Raw genomic sequence first — 22,539 nt, forward strand, 5'->3', positions numbered from 1 at the left:
CCTGTGAATGGAGAGCCTTCACGCCGCATGATGCACCTGTTCGAAATACCGGACATAGACTTCATCGAGGCTGGAGCGGTCCATCGACATCTGTTTCAATGCCCCGCCCGCCCTGACGATGGCTTCGGCCACCGCTGAGCGCACATCATGGGAGGCGTCGATGCGGATCAGCCCCGAGCCGGACGGTGTGACCTGACTGACACCTTCCACACGGGCGGCAATCTCCAGGGCATTGCAGCCATCGGCCTCGAGCTGGATGATATAGGAGCCGCCGAGCACTTGACCCGCCAGCTCATCCACCCGCCCGACCAGCGCCGCCTTGCCGGCATTGAACAGCGCCACCCGCGAGCAGATGGCCTGCACCATGCCGAGCAGATGCGAGGACAGCACGATGGTCATGCCTTCGCGGGCAAGCTTCTGGATCAGTTCCAGCAGTTCCTGCGTCGATTGCGGATCGAGACCGGAGGTTGGTTCGTCCAGAATTGCCAGTTCGCATTGCTTGACCAGAAGATCGGCAATGCCGAGACGCTGGCGCATGCCGCGCGAAAAGGTGGAGACGCGCTTGTTGCGGCTGGCGGTGAGCCGCACGGTTTCCAGAGCCTTGTCGATGCGCTTTTGCGCCTCGGGCCGGGCAATGCCGGCAAGCCTTGCGGTGTAAGAGAGGTTTTCCCGCGCTGTCATGCCGTCATAAAAGCCGACGGCATCCGGCAGATAGCCGACGCGCTTCTTAACCGCCAGCGGGTTGCGCAGCGGGTCTTCGCCCAGCACTTTGACACTGCCGCCGGTGGGTTCGGTCAGGCCGAGCAGCAGCAGGATGGTGGTGGTTTTTCCCGCCCCGTTCGGTCCCAGCAGGCCGAAAACCTCGCCCTGCCTGATGGTCAGATCAAGCCCGTCCACGGCGGGAAACTTGCCGTAGCGCTTGGTCAAGCCCTTGGTTTCGATCACGATCTCTGTCATCGACGGCCATACCTTGTCACGGCAAAGGCCAGAACCACGACAGCCGCGCCAATGATGCCGAGACCGGCTGCACCCCAGAGGGTGGAAGTGGTGACGGTGATGCGGAACTGCTGGCTGTCGGACAGACCATCGCCATTGGCGCGGACATTGACCATGTAATCGCCGGCAATCGCCTTGTTGGACGGGGTCATGGCAACAGAGACGGTCTGTTTCGCGCCGGGCATGATTTCATCGATCTTGGCGGGATTGGCCGTTAGCGTCCAGCCCGAGGGGCCATCGGCGGACACGCTGATCCCATGCGCCGGGGCGGTGCCGGTATTGGTGACGGTGAATTTGAAGCTCTTTTCCTTGCCGGCCTCGGCGCTGCCGGAAAGCCGCTCATCGGCGGCATCAAGCGACAGGCCCGGCTGACCGGTAATGTCCAGCACAACCTGGGTATTGCCCTGGACCTTGGGGTCTTGCGCGCCGATTGTCACCGGATACTTGCCCGCCGCCACGTCTTCCGGCGGCTTGACCGTGACCTTGACCGTCTTGGTCTCGCCGGGCTTGAGCGGCAGGCTGGTCAGTTGTTGCGAGCCATATTGCTCGGTGAAGCTGGCGGAAAAGCCGGGCGGCGTCTGGCTGATCAGGTTGACCGTATTGGCGCGGGTGCTGTCATTGTGGATGGCGATGTCATAGCTGAAGCTGGATTTGGGCGTGCCGCGCAAGGCGGGGAGGGTGGAGGACAGCGTCAGCTTTTCCGGTTTGGCCGCAGCAAGCGTGACGTCAAGCGGCAGGGACAGCGTCTGATTGGTGCTGGTATTGCCAACGAGCGTGAATTTGTAATCGCCGGGTTTGGCATCCTTGGCCGGGGTGATCTTCAGATCCATGTCGCGGAACTGGTTCGGACCAGCCATGGCCGCCGTTACCGGCTTGCCGCTGCCCAGAAGCTGCCAGGACCAGCCGGCGGGCAGGCCATGCACGTCGAAATTCACCCGCTCGGGTGGCGCATTCTTGTTTGTCAGTTCAACCGACAGCGTGGCTTCCTGACCGATATTTTCGGTGAGCGCCGGATAATCCGTGGTCAGCCAGAGGCCGGTGAGGTTCGCGCCGGTATCAGCGGCAAAGGCCGGAAACGCAGACAGAACGAGACCGCCGGCGAGAAGAAGCGCCGGGGACAGGCGAGACGGAGAAACCATGCATCACTCCCGAATTATGACATTATTCCGTTGTTTTGAAGGCAGGCCCCGCGACCGGAGGACTGCGGCGTGCATGAGAAAAATGGTGAGAAAACGCGACATAAATCGGACAAAATTTGCTTGAAACGCCCATCTCTCAGGCTTTTGAATGAGGTTGAGCCGGGGTGATGGGTAGGAATTTCTGCACTTGATGCAAATGTGCAGTCTCTTTGAAGCCGTATTCCTGACGTTTTTAGCCCACGTACATGCGCCTTGATCCGCGCTTTTGTCGAGCCTTCCCCGGTCTCACTCGCGAACCGTTATGCGGTGATCCTGAATGGTGTTTTGCTGGATATCAAAATCCCTGCGCTCAATGATCTGAAGCGCAAAAGACTGAAGCTCATCACAGGCCGTGCCATTTCTGTGATCATGACGAAGACCTGCGGCTACAGCGTCTGTCGCTCGGCAAAACTCTGGTTTTTCAGGCTGAAAAGGCGGTTCGGAAACCGGCTCCTTTCTCCTTATGGAACAAATCCCGGAAAATTGTCTTGTTGCTGCAAACCAAACCTTAACCATGAGGGAGGTAAAAAACGAATCAGGTTAACAGAGGATGGTTCGTATGAGTAAAGTTGCAGTTCAGTCCCAGTCCGCTCCGTCCTCGATTGCGATTTTCCCTCTGGCCAGCCGTCGCGGGCTGGTGCGCCAGTCCGCCATCGAACTCGACCGGCTGAATGGCGAGGACGCCAATATCTTCTGGCGCAAGACATGCAAGGCGCTCGGCGCCGAACTTCTCGATCTCGGCTGCCCGGCAGAGCAGATGCGTGAGGAAATTCTGCAGTTTCAGAATTCCGTGCAGATGGAACTGATGTGGATGCATCACAACAAGGAACGGCGTGGCTGAGCCGCGCGCTCCTCTATCGCCAGTTCGGTCCGCCCGGGAGGGTGTTGCAGCTTGAACTCACAGAGCTGCCACCTTTGGTGCACAATGTCATGCGGGTTCGGATGCTGGCGTCTGGCATCAATCCTTCCGATCTTATCCCGATCACCGGCGCTTACGGACACCGTATTACGCCGCCGATGATGGCCGGTTATGAGGGCGTTACAGCGCCGTGCGCCAAATATGGCGCACAAAGGTCGCTGTAACACTTTTAATCTGCTGCATAATTTTCACCTTAAATCGATTCCGATTTAAGGAATTATGCAGTAGCATCGTGGTGGTTAGCCCTGCAAGCCATCATCACCTGCTGGGACGCGCTGTTCTTCCCCTGAAGTCTGTGGGAACGTGGCAGGATATCGTCGATTGCGATCCTGCCTGGGCTATACCCGTTCCCGATGGTCTTGCCGATCATCTGGCCGCCCGGGCCTATATCAATCCTTTGGCTGCGCATTTGATGTTGAGCCGCTGGCCGGTCGCAGGCCAGATCGTCATGCTGACTGCTGCGACTTCGACCTGCGCCGGCCTGCTTGCAAGGTGGGGGCAGGCGGCGCACAGGATTTACGGCGTCTGCCGGACGCGGTCACAGTTTCAGCATGTTGCAGATCATGGCATGGTGCCGATCCTCAACGAGGATCGGCAGGCCGTGCTTGGCGCAGCCAGAAAAGCCGATCTGGTTTTCGATGCTGTCGGCGGCGATCTGGCAGGTGCCATCCTCTCCGTCATGCGGGCACAAGCGCAAATGGTCTCCTACGGGCTTCTGTCATCACAACCGATTGTGGCCACCGATATGACCAGGCTTCGCCGTTTTCACATTCGCGATCATTTTGCCACCCTGACGCCGGACATCTGGCAGGGCTGGTTTCAGGAGATATGGGCAAAACTGACTGAAGACCACCTCCCACCGGTGCGCCGTTTTGCCTTGGCGGACTGGAAGGCGGCGCTTGATTTTTTCAACCAGCCGCAGCGTTTGGAAAAGCCGATCCTGATGATGGGATAGATTTGCTCAAATCCGCTCGACAAATCCGTCCAGCACGCGCTTTTGCCCGGCGCGGTCGAAGTCGATGGTCAGCTTGTTGCCTTCGACGCCAGCGACATTGCCATTGCCGAACTTGATATGGAAAACGCGGTCACCGACGGCAAATTTCGAGGGCTCGGCAGTGGCCGATTTTGCCACCAGTTCGCCCTCGATCATCCGCCCGCGTGGACCGCTTTCGCCATAGCCGATGCGCTCCACCGCGTGGCCGGAGCGGCTGCCCCAATTGTCGCGGGTGGCATCGCTTTTGTTCTGCTGTGCCCGTTTCCAGCCCGGTGTCGCATAGGAATTGGCAAAAGGATCGGCCTTGTCGAAACGCGACTGGCCGTAGCCGCCGCGTCCATAGCCGCCATAGCTGGTCTCGACTTCCGCCACCTCGACATGGGAGGGCGGCAGCTCATCGAGAAAGCGCGATGGCATGGTCGATTGCCAGAGCCCGTGAATGCGCCGGTTGGAGACGAACCAGATGTGGCAGCGGCGTTTGGCGCGGGTGATGCCGACATAGGCCAGCCGCCGCTCTTCCTCCAGCCCCGCACGTCCGCCCTCATCCAGTGAGCGCTGATGCGGAAACAGGCCTTCCTCCCAGCCGGGCAGAAACACCGTCTCGAATTCCAGCCCTTTGGCCGAATGCAGCGTCATGATCGAGATGGCGTCGAGGTCTTCATTCTGCTCGGCATCCATCACCAGCGACACATGTTCGAGAAAGCCGCGCAGGCTCTCGAAGGCTTCCATCGAGCGGATCAGTTCCTTCAGGTTTTCCAGGCGCCCGGGCGCTTCCGCCGATTTGTCGTTCTGCCACATGGCGGTATAGCCGCTCTCATCGAGAATCTGTTCGGCCAGTTGCGTATGCGGCGTGTTGTCCAACAGGCCCTGCCAGCGGCGGAAATCCGCCACCACATCGAACAGCGCCTTGCGTGCGCGAGGCTTCAGCTCGTCGGTTTCCATGATGTCGGCGGCCGCCGCCAGCATGGGAATGTCGCGGGCACGGGCATAATCATGCAGTGCGCGCACCGTGGTGTCGCCCAGTCCCCGTTTCGGCGTGTTGATAATCCGCTCGAAGGCGAGATCGTCGGCCGGCTGGCACACAAGCCGCAGATAGGCCATGGCATCGCGGATTTCCAGCCGCTCGTAAAAGCGCGGGCCGCCGATGACCCGGTAATTCAGCCCGAGTGTGACGAAACGGTCTTCAAATTCGCGCATCTGGAAGGAGGCGCGCACCAGAATGGCCATATCATTCAGCTTGTGGCTCTTGCGCTGAATCTGTTCGATTTCCTCGCCGACGGCGCGGGCTTCCTCTTCCGAATCCCAGGCGGCGTGAACGACCACTTTTTCATCGTCCGGATCGGTACGATCGGTAAAGAGCGTTTTGCCGAGACGCCCCTCATTATGAGAAATCAGATGACCGGCTGCGCCGAGAATATGTTCGGTCGAGCGATAATTGCGCTCCAGCTTGATCACCTTCGCGCCGGGAAAATCCTTCTCGAAGCGGAGGATATTGTCCACCTCCGCGCCGCGCCAGCCATAGATCGACTGGTCATCATCGCCGACGCAGCAGAGATTGACCTGGCTTGCGCCAGAGGGGGAGGCCGGTCGCTGCGCCAGAAGCCGGAGCCACATATATTGGGCGGTGTTGGTGTCCTGATACTCATCGACCAGAATATAACGGAAGCGCTGGTGATAATCCTTCAGCACATCCGGATGGGCGCGGAAAATGCGGATCGGATGCAGGAGAAGGTCGCCGAAATCGCAGGCGTTCAGACTTTTCAGCCGGTTCTGATAGGCGGCGTAAAGCTCGCGGCCCTTGCCATTGGCAAAGGCGCGGGCATCGCCTTCCGGGATCTGCGCCGGATCGAGACCCTTGTTCTTCCATCCGTCGATCATGGCGGCAAACTGCTTGGCCGGCCAGCGCTTGTCGTCAATGCCTTCGGCCTGAATGATCTGCTTGATCAGCCTGACCACATCGTCCGTATCGAGAATGGTGAAATCCGAGGTCAGTCCGGCCAGTTCCGCGTGACGGCGCAGAAGCTTGACGCCGATGGAGTGGAAGGTGCCGAGCCAGGGCATGCCCTCCACCGCGCCACCGACGAGATGGCCGATACGCTCCTTCATTTCGCGCGCTGCCTTGTTGGTGAAGGTGACGGCCAGGATCTGGCTGGGAAAGGCGCGGCCACTGGCCAGAATATGGGCAATGCGCGTCGTCAGCACCCTGGTCTTGCCGGTGCCGGCGCCTGCGAGAACCAGAACGGGGCCATCCAGCGTTTCCACCGCCTCGCGCTGCTCGGGATTGAGGCCGGAGAGAAAATCGGGCTCACGGGCCCGGTCACGCGCAGCCATGGCGCGCGCGGCAATGCCGCCTGTCTGCGCCGGGCGCTCAGGGCTTGTGGGTTTGCGCTGGGCGGGCTCCTCATCAAAGAAGGGAATATCGTCGAATCCATGGGTCATGGCGCCAATCTACTTATTTTCGCTGGAAAGGCCAGAGATAATGTTCTTGTTTCATTCTCTCTCGGTCGTAGCGGCAACCGTGCAATGCCACGATAAGCTGTGGTAAAGTTTGCCTGTAGCCCATGTATTCTTTTGGGAAACAGTCATCCCGCTGTCGTGTTTTTCTGCCAGTTTCGGGCGTAAGGCGGGTTGGGAATGCATTGTCACATTCGATTGTCACAAAAGCTTCGTGAAAGAGGCTTAGTTGCCTTGGTTGTGTCACCTACATGCCGATCCGGCCTAATCTTTCGTGACGAAAATAGGGACTAGTGCAATGACCTTCTTCAAGACAATCGCGATGAGCGCAACGGTTGCCGCTTTCAGCATGGGTTTTGCTGGCGCAAGCTTTGCTGCTGATATTTCCGGTGCAGGTTCGAGTTTCATCTACCCGGTCTTCTCCAAGTGGGGCGAAGCCTATAAGAAGAGCACGGGCGTTGCTCTGAACTATCAGTCCATCGGTTCCGGCGGCGGTATCAAGCAGGTTGAAGCCAAGACCGTGACCTTTGGCGCCAGCGACAAGCCGCTGAGCGACGAAGAGCTGGAAAAGAACGGCCTGACCCAGTTCCCGATGATCATGGGCGGCATTGTTCCCATGTACAACATCGAAGGTGTCAAGCCGGGTGAACTGGTTCTCGACGGCAAGACCATCGAGAAGATCTACATGGGTCAGATCACCAAGTGGAACGACAAGGAAATCCAGGACCTCAACAAGGGTATCAAGCTGCCCGACCAGCCGATCGTTGTTGTTCACCGCGCTGACGGTTCCGGCACCACCTTCAACTTCACCAACTATCTGAGCAAGATCTCGCCGGAATGGCAGTCGAAGATTGGTTCCGACACCGCTGTCGAATGGCCTGTCGGCGTTGGCGCCAAGGGTTCTGAAGGCGTTGCCAACACGGTCAAGCAGACCGCTGGCGCCATCGGCTACAACGAATATGCTTACGTGATCCAGAACAAGCTCGGCTATGCCAAGATGAAGAACGAAGCCGGCAAGGTTGTTGAGCCGTCGCTCGAAACCTTTGCATCTGCCGCTTCCAATGCTGACTGGGCGCATGCCAAGAACTTCAACCTGATCATCACCAATCAGCCGGGCGACAAGAGCTGGCCGATCGCTGCTTCGACCTGGGTTCTGATCCACAAGAACCCTGATGATGTGGCGGCTGCCGAAGGTGCTCTGAAGTTCTTCTCCTGGGCTTACAAGAATGGCGGAAGCGAAGCCAAGGAACTGCAGTATGTTGCAATTCCGAAGAACGTCGTTTCGCTGATCGAAAAGTCCTGGAGCGAAACCATCAAGCACGATGGCAAGCCGGTTTTCGTCGCGAAGTAATTCAGCTTAAGGCCTTGTGGCAGCGGGTGTGAAACCCGCTGCCAGTTTTTGAAGTTTGTCTGAGGAAAAGTGGAAACCCATTTTCCAGATCAGGACAAGCGGAAACAAAGAAGTTGAGAGCCTGTCTGGTTCAATCTAAACCTGATCAAGGCTAAAGAGGGGTCTGCAGGCTGTTTCCACATAATTGGGAGACCCTGCTCTTTGCTGTCGGCGCGGTTTCGTTTTATGACGCCGCGACAGTTCCGGGAGACAATCCGTCCATGACAATCAGCGAGCAGTCCATGTCCGCCCACGATCGCCCCGAAGTGTTGTCCGCGGCGAAGCGGCAGCGGCTTCAGGACGCCATTTTCATCAGAACGACCTGGTTGTGCGCCATGCTGGTCATGGTGGTGCTGTTTGGTGTCTTTCTCTCTCTTCTGTGGCAGTCTCTTCCGGCCTGGCGCGCGCTCGGCATCGAGTTCATCTGGTCTGAGCGCTGGAGCCCGGCAAAGGATATTTACGGTGCTGCCGCGCCGATCTACGGCACGCTGGTCACATCGGTGATCGCGCTGATTATCGGTGTTCCGCTCAGCTTTGGCATTGCGATCTTTCTGACCGAGCTTTGCCCCATTCCTTTGCGCCGCCCGATTGGTGTGGCCATTGAGCTTCTCGCCGGCATTCCCAGCATCATTTACGGTCTCTGGGGCTTTTTCGTTCTGGCGCCGATCATGCAAACGAAAGTGCAGCCTTTTCTGATCGCGACCCTCGGCCATGTTCCTGGTCTGGAGGTGCTGTTCGACGGCGCGCCTTATGGTATTGGCATGTTGACGGCAGGCCTGGTTCTGGCGATCATGATCCTGCCGTTCATCACCTCGATCACCCGCGACGTGTTCACCACGGTTCCGGTGCTCCTGCGTGAATCGGCCTATGGCATGGGCATGACAACCTGGGAAGTCGTGTTCTACATCATCATACCCTATACGCGCCGCGGTCTGATCGGCGGTGTGATGTTGGGGTTGGGACGTGCGCTTGGCGAAACCATGGCGGTCACCTTCGTTATTGGCAACTCGCACCGCATTGCGGCATCGCTTCTGGCTCCGGCCACGACGATTTCGGCAACGATCGCCAATGAGTTCAGTGAGGCGACGTCCGGTATGTACACATCGAGCCTTGTTGCTCTGGGTCTGATCCTGTTCTTCATCACCTTCGGCGTTCTCGCCCTGGCGAAGTGGGTCATCGGTCGCAGCGAACGGTTCTGAGGAGAGTTTCATGTCGATCATTACACGTCGATATATTGTCAACCGGATCGCTATGGTTCTGTCGGTCTTTTCGGCTGCGCTTGGAATTTTCGTGCTGGCCGCCATTCTCTGGGAATTGCTGTATCAGGGCCTTTCGGCGATGAAACCCTCGCTGTTCCTTGAGATGACGCCGCCGCCGGGTTCGGCTGGCGGTCTGGCCAACGCCATTTACGGCTCCTTCATGATGACGATGCTGGCCACGATCGTGGCAACACCCATCGGGATCATGGCGGGAACCTATCTGGCTGAATATGGCCGTGGCACCAAGCTTGGTGCGGTGGCGATCTTCATCAACGATATCCTGCTGGCCGCACCGTCGATCATCATCGGCCTGTTCATCTATACGCTGCTTGTCGTGCCCTTCCAGCATTTCTCCGGTTACGCCGGGGCGGCCGCCCTTGGTCTCATCGCCATTCCGGTCGTCAACCGCACGACGCAGGATATGCTGGCGCTGGTGCCGGATGCCATGCGTGAAGCGGCAGCCGCCCTTGGTGCGCCGCGGTGGAAGGTGATGACGACCGTGATCTGGCGCAGCGCCCGCAGCGGGATGCTGACCGGCATTCTGCTGGCCATTGCCCGCATCAGCGGCGAAACGGCGCCCTTGCTGTTCACCGCACTCAACAACCAGTATTGGACCTCGGATCTGAGCAAGCCGATTTCCAACCTGCCGGTTGTGATTTTCCAATTCGCCATGAGCCCTTATGAAGACTGGCAGAGCCTTGCCTGGGGTGGCGCACTTCTCATCACGCTTACGATCCTGCTGCTGAACATACTTGCACGCAGTCTGACTTCGGCGTCACTCTTCTCCAAGGAGGACTAGGATGAACATGTTGGGTTCCGGAATTGATGCTGAAAGCAATAATGCCTCAGCGCAGGCTTTCAATCCTTCCGATATCGGGCGGCCGGTGAAGCTTGAAACCAAAAACCTCTGCTTCCATTACCAGAACGGTCATCAGGTGCTGAAAAGCGTGAACCTGACGCTGCGTGACAAGACTGTCACGGCCTTCATCGGTCCGTCGGGTTGCGGCAAGTCCACGCTGCTGCGCATCTTCAACCGTATGTATGACCTTTATCCCGGTCAGCGGGCCGAAGGGGAAGTGCTGCTGGATGGCCGCAATATTCTCACATCTTCGGAAGACCTGAACCGTCTTCGCGCCAAGGTTGGCATGGTGTTTCAGAAACCGACGCCGTTTCCGATGTCGATTTATGAAAATATCGCTTTCGGCATCCGGCTTTCGGAAAAACTGTCGAAGTCGGAGATGAACGACCGGGTTGAGGCCGCACTTCGCGAAGCGGCTTTGTGGAACGAGGTCAAGGACAAGCTGCATCAGAGTGGTCTTGGCCTGTCCGGCGGTCAGCAGCAACGTTTGTGTATTGCCCGCGCCATTGCGGTGAAACCTTCGGTTCTGCTGCTGGATGAGCCGACCTCGGCGCTTGACCCGATCTCGACCAGCAAGGTCGAGGAACTCACCGAAAGCCTGCGCTCGCAATATTGCATTGCTATCGTCACGCATAACCTGCATCAGGCAGCGCGCATATCGCAATATACGGCTTTCATGTATCTCGGCGAGATGGTCGAATTCGACACGACGGAAAAAATCTTCAGCGCGCCGAAGAACCAGAAGACCAGCGATTATGTGACCGGCCGTTTCGGCTGAACCAGTGTTGATCTGAATTATGGAGCGGCGAGGCATGTCCTCGCCGTTTTTGTTTCAGGCGTTGCGATCCTTTGCCGCAGATCCATTTGTGCCCTCTGCACGCATGGCGAGATGAAAAAGCCCGTTGTATAAGCGTCGTCGAACTCGACGCGCTTGATACCGGAGGATGAGATGAGCAGGAAAGATGTGATTGCAGGGTCACGCAATGAAGAGGGCATTCCGCGTGCTGTCGAGCAGTTGAAACAGCGCTTCGGCGAGCGATGCCAGACCGGTCAGTCTTTCCGTGAACAGCATGCCCACACCACCACCTATCTGCCGTCGCAATTGCCCGATGCCGTTGTGTTCGTGGAAACCAGCGCCGAGGTGCAGGCCGTGGTGCAGATCTGCGCCGAGCACAAGGTGCCGATGGTGGCGTTTGGCACCGGCTCATCGCTGGAAGGACAGGTCAATGCCGCCAATGGCGGTATTTCCATTGATTTCAGCCGGATGGACAAGGTTCTTGCCGTCAATGTCGAGGATCTTGACTGTACGGTAGAACCGGGAGTAACCCGCGAGGCACTCAATACTTATCTGCGCGATACAGGCCTGTTCTTTCCCATCGACCCTGGTGCCAATGCCTCGATTGGCGGCATGGTGGCAACGCGCGCTTCCGGCACCAATGCTGTGCGCTATGGCACGATGAAGGACAATGTGCTGGCGCTGACCGTGGTGACTGCCAAGGGCGAGGAAATCCGCACCGCGCACCGGGCGCGCAAATCTTCGGCGGGTTATGATCTGACCCGGCTTTTCGTCGGTTCGGAAGGAACGCTTGGCATCATCACATCGGTGACGCTGCGCCTTCAAGGTATTCCGGAAGCGATCGGTGGCGGCATTGTTGCGTTTGCTGATGAAAAATCGGCCTGCGATGCGGTGATCACCACCATTCAGATGGGCATTCCGGTGGCGCGGATCGAATTGCTCGATGCCTTGCAGATTCGTGCCTGCAATGCCTATTCCGGTCTGACCTTGCAGGAAAAGCCGACGTTGTTTCTGGAATTTCATGGCAGTGCCGAAACGGTTGCCATGCAGGCGGCACAGTTCGACGAGATTCAGCAGGAATTCGGCGGCGAAGGTTTCCGCTTTACCACCGATCCGCAGGAGCGCAGTCAGGTGTGGAAGGCGCGACACAATGCCTATTGGGCGGGCAGGGCGCTTGCGCCCGAGTTGAGCGGCCTGTCATCCGATGTCTGTGTGCCGATTTCAAGACTGGCCGATTGCGTCGCGGAAACGCGCGCCGATCTTGACCGGCATGGTCTGCTTGCGACGATTGTCGGCCATGTTGGCGACGGCAATTTTCATGTCCTTTTGCTTTTCGATGCCAGCAATGAAACGGACGTGGATAAGGTCGAAGCCTTTCTCGCCCGCCTGAATGCGCGCGCGCTGGCCATGGACGGCACCTGCACCGGTGAGCACGGCATTGGCCAGGGCAAGATGAGCTATCTCGAAGCCGAGCTTGGCGGGGCAATCGATGTGATGCGGCAGATCAAACAGGCGCTCGATCCGGATAACCTGTTTAATCCGGGCAAGATTTTCCGCTGATTGCGCCTTGAGATGAAAAGCCGTTTTCAGATTTCAGCCCAATGCTTTATGTCTTGATCTGAAATGTCTGCTTTGCTTGGGCGAGACAACGGACAGGAACGGCAAAGGGAGTCTCTTCACGGTGTTCGGCAGGCTGTTCATAGGCTTGGGAGGATTGGTGGTCGTGGCGTTGTTTGCCGCGCTCATCGCGCCCTATTTCGTTGACTGGACGGATTTCCGCAAGGATTTCGAGGACCAGGCCAGCCGCATTCTCGGCAAGAAGGTGGTGGTGCATGGCGCGGTTTCGGCACGCATCCTGCCTTTTCCCTCCGTGACACTGAATGACGTGACGGTCGGCCCCGGCTCCGATGGCAAGACCATGGCCCATGTCGAGCGTTTCTCCATGGATGCCGAGCTTGCGCCATTCCTGTCCGGCGAGGCGCGGATTTTTGCCATGCGGCTGGAAAAACCCGAGATCAGGCTGCGCATTCTGCCGGATGGACGGCCTGACTGGCTGGTGGGCAGCCAGCCTTCCATGCCGGCCCGCAAGGTCGTTCTGGAAAAGGTGACGGTCACCGATGGTTCCATTTCGCTCATCGATCAGCAGACGGGAGAGGATCGCCACCTGAGCGGCATCAATGCCACGCTCTCGGCTGATTCGCTGGCCGGTCCATGGACGGTGAGCGGTGAGGGGGCGCTGGATGGGGCCAAAGGCCGGTTTACCCTTTCGACCCTGCAGCCTGAGCCTGCTGCCCATGCTATTCCTTTAAAACTGCATCTGTCGCCGAGCAACGATCCCGTCGATGTCGATCTGACGGGTGATCTGTCGCTCACCAATGGTCATGCGGGCCTCAAGGGCAGTTTTTATGCGGTGATGCGTCAATCCGGCCATGACGAAATGCAGGATCTGAATGGCAAGACGCTGCCGCCGCCTCGGGTGAGAGGCAGGTTCGCGCTGGCCAATACCGATCTCGATATCCCGGAATATCGGCTGGAAATCGGCACGGATGATGCGCCTTATGTCATCACCGGTAAGGCGCGGCTGGATACGGGCAGCAAGCCGCAATTCCTGCTGACGGCGGATGGCCAGCAGATCAATGTCGATCAGCTGGCGGCGACCATGGTTCAGGGCAAGACCAGCCGCTTGCCTGCCAACTCGGCCAGCCAGCGGATCGAGAGCCTGATTGCGGTGATGGATCGTATTCCCATTCCTGCGGTTCCGGGTCAGGCGAGCCTGAGGCTGCCGGCGATCATTGCCGGCGATACGGTCATTCGCGATGTGACGCTGGATCTGAAACCGGATGGTGCAGGCTGGCAGGTGGACAAGGCGCAGGCGACATTTCCCGGGCGCACGCGGGTGGAAGCCTCCGGCAAGCTGACATTGAGGGGCGATGCTTCTTTCAAGGGGTCTCTTCTTGTTGCCTCCACCCAACCCTCCGGACTGGCCGGATGGCTGTCGGGCAAGGTTGATCCGGCCATTCGGCAATTGCCGACGCTGGGTTTTTCCGCCAACGTCGATCTGACGGCTGAGCGGCAGCGTTTCGATGGGCTGGAACTGGCCATGGGCTCTGCCAGCCTGCATGGCCGGTTGGAGCGGACCGCATTGGACGGCAGGGCTCCGGATCTGTCCTTCAGTCTTGATGGCAATGCTTTCGATTATGATGCCGGACGCGCGCTTGCCTCACTGATTGCCGGAGACAACAGCACCGCCGCCCTGCTTCAGCATCACATTGCCGGCGATATCAAAGTGGGCAGCTTCACCGCCGAAAATGTGACCGCCCATGCTGTCAACGCGGCTTTTACCTATCAGAATGGCGGCTTTTCGGTGCGCAGTCTGAAGATCGGCGATCTGGCCGGTGCTGAAATCGAAGCGCATGGCGAAGCCGCCGGTTCGCTGGCTGATTATGCCGGGACGGCACAGGTGACGCTTGCGACGGATAATGCGAGCGGCTTCCTAGATCTTGTCCATCGCAAATGGCCGGCACAGCCGCTTTTGACGGCCATGGCGGCCAATGGCCGCTGGTTTGGCAAAACGGATCTGACTCTCAATGCGCGTTTCGGTGACAGCCAGTATGGCGGTCTGCAGCTTGATCTCAAAGGTAAGACCGATGGAACGGCGCTGGACGTTTCCATGCGCCAGGACAGCCTGTTCGATCCGCTGGATGACGCCAAACGCAGCTATCGTCTGACCGCCACCACGCCGCAGGCCGTGACATTGCTGGGCCAGCTTGGCCTTAATCCTCTGCCCGTGTCGCTGGGCGGTTCCGGCACGCTGACTGTGACGCTGGATCAGGAGGGCAAGGCCCCGGCATCGGCAAAGCTGCTGCTTTCCGCGGGTGACAGCAAGCTTGATGCGCAGGGACATGTAAGCCTCGATCCGGCGCATTTTCTCTATGGCAAAGGGCAGGTGCATCTGACATCGCCGGATATGGCGCCGCTGCTTCTGGTGACGGCGGCGAACGTTCCGGGCGTGGCCGATGGTCTGCCGGTCTCGCTTCAGGCGGGAATGTCACGGCAGAACGGCAGGCTGGATGTGACCGGGCTGACGGGGCATCTTGCCGGGCAGGCGATTTCCGGCGATCTGACGCTGAACAGCGGCGCCGACACGCCGGTGCTGAGCGGTCGGCTGCATGTCGATGATGCCGCTCTCGGGTGGCTTGCAGCAACGGTTGTCGGTCCGCTTTACGACCCTGAGACTGGCAAACTGTCAGCCCGGACGCTTGCCACCACAGCCTGGGGCGGACCCGATCTCGATCTTCAGTTCGAAGCTGACCGATTCGATCTCGGTTTGTTGCCGCAAGCACAAAAGGTGCGCGGCCATGTGCGACTGGCGAATGGCTCTTTGACCCTTGATGGTCTCTCCGGCCTCTGGCTCGATGGCAAGGCGAATGGCAGCCTGTCGCTGTCCAGCAATCAGGGGCTTGCCTTCTTGCGCGGCAAGCTCACCGTGAAGCAGATCGATCTTGCCAAGATGCGTCAGGACAGTGGCCTCAAGGGGCAGGCGGATATCGATGTCTCCATGGAAGGCAGCGGTGACAGCGTGAAGAGCCTCAGCGACGCCGTCAGCGGGGCAGGCCGGATTTCGGTGAGCGATCTCAGCATTCCTGACTTTGACCTGCAGAGTTTGGCCGATGTAAAGGCAGCCTTTGCCAATACCACAGGCGAGGTCGCCGCGCCGGATGTTGCCAGGGTCCTGACGCCGCTTCTGGCGCGCCAGCCTGCTGTGATCGGCGCCATGACCTTGCCCTTCACTCTGGCTCAAGGCCGGCTGACGGTGCAGGATCAGCAAAAGACATTGGAGAATGCTACGCTCTCCGGCCATGCCTCGGCGGATCTTCTGGCGGGAACGGTCGATGCCGGGATGACCCTTGTCTGGGATGCCGGTGACGACGCCGTGGCGGGGGCGACCCCGTCCATCGATGTGTCGCTGAAAGGACCTTTCACCACAGCCCGGCCTGAACTGAAGACTGTTGACATGGCCAATTATCTCAGCCTGCTGGCGGCGGATCGAGCGCGGCGGAAGGTGGAGATGATGCAGTCGAATGTGCTGGAAAAGCAGCGGCTTCGCCGTGAGGCGACACTGGATGCGGCGCTGAAAAAAGCACGTCTGGACGCTGCCGCGAAGGCTGATGCAGAAAAGCGGGCTGCGGATGCTGCGGCAAAGGCGGCCATTCAGTCTCGCCCGAAACCGCCTGTTTCCGGCACGACCAACGGTATTGCGCTGCCGCTTCCGAATGGTGAGCCGGTCCGATAAAAATGGGTTATGGCGGAGGAATGGGATAAGGTGCCGCGTGCGGGGAGGCTAACGCGACCGCCGTGCCATCATGGCAGAGCGGCATCATGGTTTAAAACCAGCGTTGGTTTGAAATTCATTCAGCAGCGATTCGTCTCTGCTGAACGCAACGATCAGATGAAGATTTCGCGCTGACCGAAGGGAGGCATGCCGCCCATACCCATGCTTCCACCACCGAAGTTCCGAAACTTGCCTTCAAAACCCTCAAAGCCTTCAGGAGCGTTGGTGCTGGAGGTTGCGGAAGCATCCGTTGATGCTGCTGCTGTGGTGGAGGCCGATGCTGTTGTGCTGTCGGTCGAAGCAGAGGTGCTTGCTGCGGTCGTGCTGCTGGCAGACGAATCTGTGGTTGTTGCACTACCGGATGTCGATGTCGCGCTGGTCGGAGCCTGGCCTAATTCAGGCATGCCGCCCATACCACGCATACCGCCCATAGGACCCATACCACCCATGCCGCCCATACCGCGCATCATCATGGGGTTCATCATTTGAGAAGAGATAGCAAAGCTCATTGTCCATATCCCGTTAGAGCATTTCCAGGAAAAGTGAAAAACGGTTTTCCGACCGGAAATGCGTTATGATAAAAGCTTGGAGCGTATCCGTGTTTCCATGACTATGGAACGCTCCAAGAGTGTCGGTACCCGGTTATCAAGATCTGGTCGGGCTGTCAGAATGGTGTTTATCTCAACCGCCCCAGATAAACGCCATGTTCCGCCGGGTTCAAACTGAACCATGCGAAGGCTCGACCCTTGATATTTGCGTTTGTTGTTCGGGAAAACCCACACCCGTTTTCCTTGACAAACCCTCTTGCATGTTTCCTTGAGCTGGTTTCGGTTCAAGGATTCCTCATTCGGGCAATTCAAATCGCGAAAGCGTCCTGTGTGCGTTGCTAAAGCACGTTTCGGCTTATCAGCCTCAGTCAACGTGCTTTAAGCCTTTGTTTTGTCGCATGTTCGTTATCGTTTTATTGAGGACAATAAAACGCGACATGCGGTAAAACACACGGCGCTGTAAAGCCCATTGCCTGTTTCCGGCCTTCTGCAATGCGCTTTACATTTTCGGTTGCAAGCGTGCCGTTCCTGCAAACTCATTGCCTGACACGATTCACTTGCGCACTGTCCCGGACGCATCACCTGTCAACCGGGAGCAAAGACTGAGGTGATAGATCCTGTGGTTTCTGTTGGTCCGGCTTTTGCCATCAATAAAAACCTGCCTTCCCTGACCCTTTGCAGGATGACGGTAAGACTCAATTGCTAATTATTTGTTATCTTTTAAAACATGTATAAGTTATGACGTGATTGTGAACATCGTTAATCAAGGGTTAAAAAATCAAGATATCTCGCACGAGTGCATTTCCAGGAAACAGTGAAATACTCTAACTCTTTGTTTTTCTGCATTTCCGGACGGAAAACCGTTTCAAACTTTTCTCGGGATACTGCTCTAAAGTATGTCGTGTTTTATTGTCCTCAATAAAACGATGACGAACATGCGGCAAAACAAACGCTTAAAGCACGTTGACTGAGGCTGAAAAGCTGCAATGTACTTTAACAGTGCGCGCTTTTATGGATGTGAGGCTGCATTTCAGTTTTTTTGCGCCATGTCGCAGGATGGCTTCGGCTCTGCGTTCTGAATAGTGTCCCGTCTTCCGTCCTGTCCACGAAACCAGTCGAGAACATAAAGCCTGAGGGCTGAAGAGAGATTGCAATCGACCGGGCGGGTTTCATCGATTTCGCCGATCAGGGCGGCAACCGTCATGTTACGATGAACGGCAATCCGGCGGATTTCCTGCCAGAAGGCGTCTTCCAGCGAAAAACTGGTACGGTGTCCGCTGAGGGAAATGGAATGCTTGACAATCATGACCCTTTTCCTGCTGGCTGCACTACAGCGCCGTGCGCCATATTTGACGCACGGCGCTGTAGTGCCTATGGCGAGACTGGCAATGCCTGATCTCTTGTTCAAAGCTGTCTTATTCGGAGCTGTCAGGTTTGGGTGAAGAGGGTTCACGCTCCAGCCGGGATTGATCGAAGTCTTTCTTCGCCTTTTCATTCAAAGCTTTGGTCAGATTTTTTTCCATTTTCGTCCGGCCATGGGTTAGCCGGTTCTGTTCCGCCGCCTTCTCTTTTTCGGCGCGGGCCTTGGTTTTGCGAAACTGCCTCAGATTGACGACATCACCTGTCATGACCAAATCCTCTGACAAAAAGGCGGTCAGGGTTTAAGCCCGACCGCCCGTCATTTTCTAAGAATTCTGGCAAGACTGAGCCTTGTCAGAGTGTTCCACCGATTGGAAACGGCTTTATTGTTTCTTGCGGAAGGCGTCGAGGGAGACGACTGAGCCTTCTTTCTTGTCGTTTTCGTTTTTCTCAGCCTTAGGCTCTTCGATATTGTCCGGAGTGGCCAGAGGATATGCAGTGATTTCGGCCGAGTTTTCTTCTTCCTCAGCGATCTGAACGTCGAATTCGAGTTCGAAATTCACCGACGGATCGTAGAAACCGCGAATGGCGTTAAAAGGAATGACCAGCTTTTCCGGCTTATCGGAGAAGGAAAGGCCGACTTCAAACTGGCTCTCTGTGACTTTCAGGTCCCAGAACTGGTGCTGCAGAACGATTGTCATCTGTTCGGCATATTTTGACTTGAGCTGTTGGGAAATCCTGACACCCGGAGCAGCGGTCAAAAAGGTGATGAAGAAATGATGCTCACCCGGCAGCTTGCCCGTTGCAGCCACTTCAGCCAGCACCTTGCGAATAACGCCGCGCAGTGCGTCCTGAGCCAGAATGTCGTAACGGATGTGGTCCTGCCCCATATGTCCTGTCTTTCCTTGTCTGTCTCGCGTTGCCGCCAGCGGCACCGGTTTGAATACTCTTTATAAGCCAAGCGTGGCAAAGGCGCAAAGCCTCAAATTTATTTCCTAGTCAAAGACACGGATTGTTGGTTTTTAAAAGGCCGGGAAAGTGGAGGTTTCTGTTGCCAGGTACCTCCGAACCCCGCCTTACAGTGCTACCCGCAAGGACTTAGTTTGGGTTTCTGGCACCGCGATTAAGCAGCGACAGCGTAACCCTGAGCGTTGTTGTCATTTGCAACTACACTTGTGACCCGATAACGGCGGTATCATGCCGGGCAAAAGTTCGATCTTTACACCCTTGTCGATCCTATTTCGCCCCCAGCAAAAGCCGGTCCTGCACATCATGTGCCGTACACCGACCGGTTTTTGGTGGAGGCGCCGGGTACCGCCCCCGGGTCCAATAGGTTTATTTCATCGACCGTTTATTGCCATAGCCGGCGCAAGCACCGGCAGGGCTGATATAGATATTTTATCTGCCGGTGAAAAGGGGGCTCATCGGATTTGTAACATTTTGCTTTTTTCTGCGTTTTTACCGATTGTGTGGGCAAAGAGCGGTCATGTCGTCGATGTCTCGGTTGCGGCAGAGGCTGTTGCAGGCGCCACGTTATCGATTGAAAAAATGGTGTCGGACGTGGGAATGCTTGGCTGGATCGAATAGGTTACGATCCAGTTCTTGTCTTTATATGCAATCTCGACCGTGCCGCCCGAGGGGTCAATGGTATTGACATTGGCCGTGACCCAGGTCTGTACGGTCGCGCCAAACTGTCCAAGGTCATTAATACCTAGCGATTCAGCAGCGTTAGTTCCGTCTAGTTCCCATTGAACCTGCATCCTGCTTCCTTTCACATGCCCAAATTGGTCGGTTAAGATCGGAGGCATGGTGCCTGAACCGGTCGATCCCATCTGTAACGAAACACACAGAGGATGATTCTGCTTTTGGCCTCACGCACCTGTTGCGGTAATTGTCGTGGAAAGCTGAAGCTGCAGTGCTTTATAATGTCGTCCTGTGCCATATGATGCGGCAAAAGCAGTGCGATGAATCAGTTGCCGAGCAAAGAAACATACGCTTCTGCCACGTCTTGGAATCCGTGCAGAACGGTCTCTGTTTATCGCAGCTGACGGATTTGTTTATACGGTCGTACGGGTAGTGCGGCATTTATCGTATGCTCGCCACTGTTTGAAACGAATATGGGCGTGAGCACCAGCCGCCCGCGACAAGGAAAGCCTCATGGCGCGTCACCCGGAATATCAGTATCTCGACATTCTCGACCATCTTCTGGAGAAGGGTGATCGCCGTATCGATCGTACCGGCGTTGGCACGCTGTCGATGCTCGGGGCCATGATGCGCTTTGATCTATCGGACGGTACGTTTCCGGTGTTCACCACCAAACGGGTCTATTGGAAAACGGCGGTCAAGGAAATGCTGTGGTTCTTGACCGGGCAGACGAATATTCGGGCGCTCTTGCAGGATAATGTCCGCATCTGGACCGACTGGCCCCTCGCAGCCTACAGTAAGGCAACCGGGGAAGCGATCACTCAGGAGGAATTTGAGGCGCGCATTGTCGAGGATGCGGAATTCGCGGCAAAATGGGGCGATCTTGGTCCGGTTTACGGCAAGCAATGGCGGCGCTGGCGCGACGCTGAGGGCCGTGAGCATGATCAGCTTCAGACCGTGATCGAAACGCTGAAGATCAATCCCACGAGCCGTCGGATGCTGTTTCATGGCTGGAATGTGCCGGAACTGCCGCAAATGGCCTTGCCGCCCTGTCATCTGGTCTATCAGTTCCATGTTTCCGGTCTGGGGGATGAAAAGGCACGGCCGCGCCTGTCGCTGATGACCTATGTGCGCAGCAATGATATGTTTCTCGGTAATCCATTCAACATCGCCCAGCAGGCGGCGCTGTTATTCATGGTGGCGCAGCAGGTGGATATGCAGCCTGGTGAACTGGTCTATACCAGTGCCGATGTGCATCTTTATCTCAATCATGTCGATATGGCGCGCACCCAGCTTGCCCGCACGCCAAAGCCCTTTCCGAAGCTGAAGCTGTTGCGCCGACCGGACAGCATCGATGGTTACCGCATCGAGGATTTCGAGGTCACGGGTTACGATCCGCATCCGCCGATCGAGGCGCCCGTCGCCGTGTGAGGCGTCGCCACGGGACCAGACCGTTTTCTGTTGGCGAATCGGGACAAGATCCGGCAGTTGGTCGTCGCGAAAGCCAATGGGGACACGAAAGTCAGGACCACCGGTTTCTGCGCTTCGGGTGAACGCAGTGTTCGACGCTTTCCGTCTCGCGCGCCCGACCCTTTCTCTGTAAAAAGGCACTATCGTCAAAGACCATGGCATGCGGTTGTCATGGTCTTTTCTATACTGACCACAGAGGTGTTGCCTTCGATGGACGCGATGTTCACGAAGATTTTATCAAGTGTGGTGTGACAAAGTGTCGCACACGTGGCTTTTCTTGCCCGTCTTTTACCCGAAAGGTTTGTTATGTCTTCCACTTTATCCCGGTATGCGCCTTTGGTTCTCAGCCTGTTGCGGTTGATGGCAGGTCTTCTGTTTCTTGAACATGGCATGGGCAAATTGCTCGGTTTTCCGGTTCTGACCATGGACCCGCCGGTTGGCTCTCTGCCGTGGGTTGCCGGCTTTTTTGAATTCGGCTGCGGTCTTCTGATCACCATCGGCCTGTTTACCCGTGCGGCGGCTTTTCTCGCGTCTGGCGTGATGGCCTTTGCCTATTTTCTCGTCCATTTCCAGCATGGTTTCTTTCCGGCCAACAATGGTGGCGATGCTGCCATTCTCTTCTGCTTCGTGTTCTTTTATTTTGTCTTTGCTGGCGGTGGATCGATCAGCGTCGATGCGGCGATGAAGAAGGGCTGAGAGCTCTTATCATCTGCGACGAAAAGCCGTTGTGGAGCGCCACAACGGCTTTTTTATTTGGCAAAACGGCGCTGTGCCGTCATAAAGGCAGCCTTATCAAGGAGTTGTCCCATGCCCACCTTGTCGATTTATGTTGCGGTCTCGCAAAACGGTGTCATTGGCCGCGAGGGTCATATGCCGTGGAAGCTGTCGAGCGATCTAAAGCGCCTCAAGGTGCTGACCATGGGCAAGCCGCTGGTGCTGGGGCGCAAGACCTTTGAAAGCTTCGGTTCGCGACCCTTGCCGGGCCGTCCTCATGTCGTCGTCAGCCGCAGCGCTCGTTTCGAGGCTGACGGCGTCGAAACCGCGACGACCTTCGATGCCGCGTTGAAACGGGCGGATGAGATTGCGCGCAGTCTTAATGTCGATGAGGTCTGTGTGCTGGGAGGCGGCGAGATTTACCGTCAGGCGCTGCCGCTTGCTGGGCTGTTGCATGTCACCCATGTCGAGGCCGAATTTGCCGATGGCGACGCCTTTTTCCCGGCCATTGATCCGGAGATATTCACGGCAGTGCAAAGCGAATATGTACCGGCGGGTGAAAAAGACAGCCATGCAACGCGCTATGTGATCTACCGGCGCCGGTAAAAGCCGGATCGCATTTTTACC

21 protein-coding genes and 1 other RNA gene are annotated in these 22,539 nt (G+C 57.1%); 12 read left to right on the forward strand and 10 right to left on the reverse strand.

What is annotated here, in order from left to right; translation table 11 throughout:
- Positions 1-18 precede the first annotated feature (18 nt).
- The 3 genes from NAC44_RS18200 to NAC44_RS18210 form a co-directional block, all read right to left on the reverse strand.
- Positions 19-957 carry an ABC transporter ATP-binding protein gene (locus tag NAC44_RS18200; protein ID WP_250942983.1) on the reverse strand — a complete coding sequence of 313 codons (939 nt, stop codon included), beginning with the start codon at positions 955-957 and terminating at the stop codon, positions 19-21.
- Positions 954-2,135: an NEW3 domain-containing protein gene (locus tag NAC44_RS18205; protein WP_250942984.1), complete on the reverse strand. Its 1,182-nt coding sequence runs from the start codon at positions 2,133-2,135 to the stop codon at positions 954-956. Before NAC44_RS18205 ends, NAC44_RS18200 begins: the two co-directional genes overlap by 4 nt.
- A gap of 285 nt (positions 2,136-2,420) precedes the next feature.
- On the reverse strand, positions 2,421-2,690 hold the full coding sequence (locus NAC44_RS18210) for a hypothetical protein (protein ID WP_250942985.1): 270 nt from the start codon (positions 2,688-2,690) through the stop codon (positions 2,421-2,423).
- Positions 2,691-2,733: 43 nt separating this feature from the next.
- Here NAC44_RS18210 and NAC44_RS18215 point away from each other — a divergent pair, with 43 nt between their 5' ends.
- From NAC44_RS18215 to NAC44_RS18225, 3 genes are all read left to right on the forward strand, one after another.
- Positions 2,734-3,015: a DUF6074 family protein gene (locus NAC44_RS18215; protein ID WP_250942986.1), complete on the forward strand. Its 282-nt coding sequence runs from the start codon at positions 2,734-2,736 to the stop codon at positions 3,013-3,015.
- Between the two features lie 44 nt (positions 3,016-3,059).
- A complete protein-coding gene (locus NAC44_RS18220) occupies positions 3,060-3,257 on the forward strand; it encodes a hypothetical protein (RefSeq protein WP_250942987.1) in 198 nt (65 codons plus the stop codon).
- Positions 3,258-3,325: 68 nt separating this feature from the next.
- The gene (locus NAC44_RS18225; RefSeq protein ID WP_250942988.1) at positions 3,326-4,048 is read left to right on the forward strand and encodes a zinc-binding dehydrogenase; all 723 of its coding nucleotides are present in this window, start codon (positions 3,326-3,328) and stop codon (positions 4,046-4,048) included.
- Between the two features lie 6 nt (positions 4,049-4,054).
- Here NAC44_RS18225 and NAC44_RS18230 read toward each other — a convergent pair whose 3' ends face one another.
- The gene (locus NAC44_RS18230) at positions 4,055-6,526 is read right to left on the reverse strand and encodes an ATP-dependent helicase (RefSeq protein ID WP_250942989.1); all 2,472 of its coding nucleotides are present in this window, start codon (positions 6,524-6,526) and stop codon (positions 4,055-4,057) included.
- Positions 6,527-6,839: 313 nt separating this feature from the next.
- Here NAC44_RS18230 and pstS point away from each other — a divergent pair, with 313 nt between their 5' ends.
- From pstS to NAC44_RS18260, 6 genes are all read left to right on the forward strand, one after another.
- A complete protein-coding gene (gene pstS / locus NAC44_RS18235) occupies positions 6,840-7,892 on the forward strand; it encodes a phosphate ABC transporter substrate-binding protein PstS (RefSeq protein WP_274706950.1) in 1,053 nt (350 codons plus the stop codon).
- A gap of 260 nt (positions 7,893-8,152) precedes the next feature.
- Positions 8,153-9,130, forward strand: coding sequence for a phosphate ABC transporter permease subunit PstC (gene pstC, locus NAC44_RS18240; protein ID WP_250942990.1), 978 nt, complete (start codon positions 8,153-8,155; stop codon positions 9,128-9,130).
- Positions 9,131-9,140: 10 nt separating this feature from the next.
- Entirely contained in the window at positions 9,141-9,989 is an 849-nt protein-coding gene (gene pstA, locus NAC44_RS18245; RefSeq protein WP_250942991.1) for a phosphate ABC transporter permease PstA, read from the forward strand.
- Between the two features lies 1 nt (position 9,990).
- Positions 9,991-10,827 carry a phosphate ABC transporter ATP-binding protein PstB gene (gene pstB / locus NAC44_RS18250; RefSeq protein ID WP_420839976.1) on the forward strand — a complete coding sequence of 279 codons (837 nt, stop codon included), beginning with the start codon at positions 9,991-9,993 and terminating at the stop codon, positions 10,825-10,827.
- Between the two features lie 171 nt (positions 10,828-10,998).
- The gene (locus NAC44_RS18255; protein WP_250942992.1) at positions 10,999-12,405 is read left to right on the forward strand and encodes an FAD-binding oxidoreductase; all 1,407 of its coding nucleotides are present in this window, start codon (positions 10,999-11,001) and stop codon (positions 12,403-12,405) included.
- Positions 12,406-12,526: 121 nt separating this feature from the next.
- Positions 12,527-16,138, forward strand: a complete 3,612-nt coding sequence (locus NAC44_RS18260; RefSeq protein ID WP_338022104.1) for an AsmA family protein — start codon at positions 12,527-12,529, stop codon at positions 16,136-16,138.
- A 152-nt stretch (positions 16,139-16,290) separates the two neighbouring features.
- On the opposite strand, the gene NAC44_RS18265 is transcribed toward NAC44_RS18260, so the two are convergent.
- The 6 genes from NAC44_RS18265 to NAC44_RS18290 form a co-directional block, all read right to left on the reverse strand.
- Complete coding sequence (locus NAC44_RS18265) at positions 16,291-16,686, reverse strand: hypothetical protein (protein ID WP_250942994.1); 396 nt, start codon at positions 16,684-16,686, stop codon at positions 16,291-16,293.
- Between the two features lie 1,069 nt (positions 16,687-17,755).
- Positions 17,756-18,031 carry a ribbon-helix-helix domain-containing protein gene (locus tag NAC44_RS18270; RefSeq protein WP_250942995.1) on the reverse strand — a complete coding sequence of 92 codons (276 nt, stop codon included), beginning with the start codon at positions 18,029-18,031 and terminating at the stop codon, positions 17,756-17,758.
- A 109-nt stretch (positions 18,032-18,140) separates the two neighbouring features.
- Entirely contained in the window at positions 18,141-18,353 is a 213-nt protein-coding gene (locus NAC44_RS18275; RefSeq protein WP_250942996.1) for a DUF4169 family protein, read from the reverse strand.
- Between the two features lie 114 nt (positions 18,354-18,467).
- The gene (locus NAC44_RS18280) at positions 18,468-18,974 is read right to left on the reverse strand and encodes an SspB family protein (RefSeq protein ID WP_250942997.1); all 507 of its coding nucleotides are present in this window, start codon (positions 18,972-18,974) and stop codon (positions 18,468-18,470) included.
- 147 nt (positions 18,975-19,121) lie between these two features.
- Positions 19,122-19,503: a transfer-messenger RNA gene (gene ssrA / locus NAC44_RS18285) on the reverse strand.
- Positions 19,504-19,568: 65 nt separating this feature from the next.
- Positions 19,569-19,916, reverse strand: coding sequence for a hypothetical protein (locus tag NAC44_RS18290; RefSeq protein ID WP_250942998.1), 348 nt, complete (start codon positions 19,914-19,916; stop codon positions 19,569-19,571).
- A gap of 325 nt (positions 19,917-20,241) precedes the next feature.
- Here NAC44_RS18290 and NAC44_RS18295 point away from each other — a divergent pair, with 325 nt between their 5' ends.
- The 3 genes from NAC44_RS18295 (at position 20,242) to NAC44_RS18305 (ending at position 22,518) form a co-directional block, all read left to right on the forward strand.
- Positions 20,242-21,159 carry a thymidylate synthase gene (locus tag NAC44_RS18295; protein ID WP_250942999.1) on the forward strand — a complete coding sequence of 306 codons (918 nt, stop codon included), beginning with the start codon at positions 20,242-20,244 and terminating at the stop codon, positions 21,157-21,159.
- 345 nt (positions 21,160-21,504) lie between these two features.
- Complete coding sequence (locus NAC44_RS18300) at positions 21,505-21,894, forward strand: DoxX family protein (RefSeq protein WP_250943000.1); 390 nt, start codon at positions 21,505-21,507, stop codon at positions 21,892-21,894.
- A gap of 111 nt (positions 21,895-22,005) precedes the next feature.
- Entirely contained in the window at positions 22,006-22,518 is a 513-nt protein-coding gene (locus NAC44_RS18305) for a dihydrofolate reductase (RefSeq protein WP_250943001.1), read from the forward strand.
- The last annotated feature ends 21 nt before the right edge of the window (positions 22,519-22,539 follow it).

It is taken from the genome of Allorhizobium sonneratiae (assembly GCF_023700755.1).
Lineage (GTDB): Bacteria > Pseudomonadota > Alphaproteobacteria > Rhizobiales > Rhizobiaceae > Allorhizobium > Allorhizobium sonneratiae.

Excerpts from the sequence above, each read along its gene's own strand:
- NAC44_RS18200 (WP_250942983.1), bottom strand. The coding sequence starts at position 957 with ATGACAGAGATCGTGATCGAAACCAAGGGCTTGACCAAGCGCTACGGC.
- NAC44_RS18205 (WP_250942984.1), bottom strand. The coding sequence starts at position 2,135 with ATGGTTTCTCCGTCTCGCCTGTCCCCGGCGCTTCTTCTCGCCGGCGGT.
- NAC44_RS18210 (WP_250942985.1), bottom strand. The coding sequence starts at position 2,690 with ATGGTTAAGGTTTGGTTTGCAGCAACAAGACAATTTTCCGGGATTTGT.
- NAC44_RS18215 (WP_250942986.1), top strand. The coding sequence starts at position 2,734 with ATGAGTAAAGTTGCAGTTCAGTCCCAGTCCGCTCCGTCCTCGATTGCG.
- NAC44_RS18230 (WP_250942989.1), bottom strand. The coding sequence starts at position 6,526 with ATGACCCATGGATTCGACGATATTCCCTTCTTTGATGAGGAGCCCGCC.
- pstS (WP_274706950.1), top strand. The coding sequence starts at position 6,840 with ATGACCTTCTTCAAGACAATCGCGATGAGCGCAACGGTTGCCGCTTTC.
- pstC (WP_250942990.1), top strand. The coding sequence starts at position 8,153 with ATGACAATCAGCGAGCAGTCCATGTCCGCCCACGATCGCCCCGAAGTG.
- pstA (WP_250942991.1), top strand. The coding sequence starts at position 9,141 with ATGTCGATCATTACACGTCGATATATTGTCAACCGGATCGCTATGGTT.
- pstB (WP_420839976.1), top strand. The coding sequence starts at position 9,991 with ATGAACATGTTGGGTTCCGGAATTGATGCTGAAAGCAATAATGCCTCA.
- NAC44_RS18255 (WP_250942992.1), top strand. The coding sequence starts at position 10,999 with ATGAGCAGGAAAGATGTGATTGCAGGGTCACGCAATGAAGAGGGCATT.
- NAC44_RS18265 (WP_250942994.1), bottom strand. The coding sequence starts at position 16,686 with ATGAGCTTTGCTATCTCTTCTCAAATGATGAACCCCATGATGATGCGC.
- NAC44_RS18270 (WP_250942995.1), bottom strand. The coding sequence starts at position 18,031 with ATGATTGTCAAGCATTCCATTTCCCTCAGCGGACACCGTACCAGTTTT.
- NAC44_RS18275 (WP_250942996.1), bottom strand. The coding sequence starts at position 18,353 with ATGACAGGTGATGTCGTCAATCTGAGGCAGTTTCGCAAAACCAAGGCC.
- NAC44_RS18280 (WP_250942997.1), bottom strand. The coding sequence starts at position 18,974 with ATGGGGCAGGACCACATCCGTTACGACATTCTGGCTCAGGACGCACTG.
- NAC44_RS18290 (WP_250942998.1), bottom strand. The coding sequence starts at position 19,916 with ATGGGATCGACCGGTTCAGGCACCATGCCTCCGATCTTAACCGACCAA.
- NAC44_RS18295 (WP_250942999.1), top strand. The coding sequence starts at position 20,242 with ATGGCGCGTCACCCGGAATATCAGTATCTCGACATTCTCGACCATCTT.
- NAC44_RS18300 (WP_250943000.1), top strand. The coding sequence starts at position 21,505 with ATGTCTTCCACTTTATCCCGGTATGCGCCTTTGGTTCTCAGCCTGTTG.
- NAC44_RS18305 (WP_250943001.1), top strand. The coding sequence starts at position 22,006 with ATGCCCACCTTGTCGATTTATGTTGCGGTCTCGCAAAACGGTGTCATT.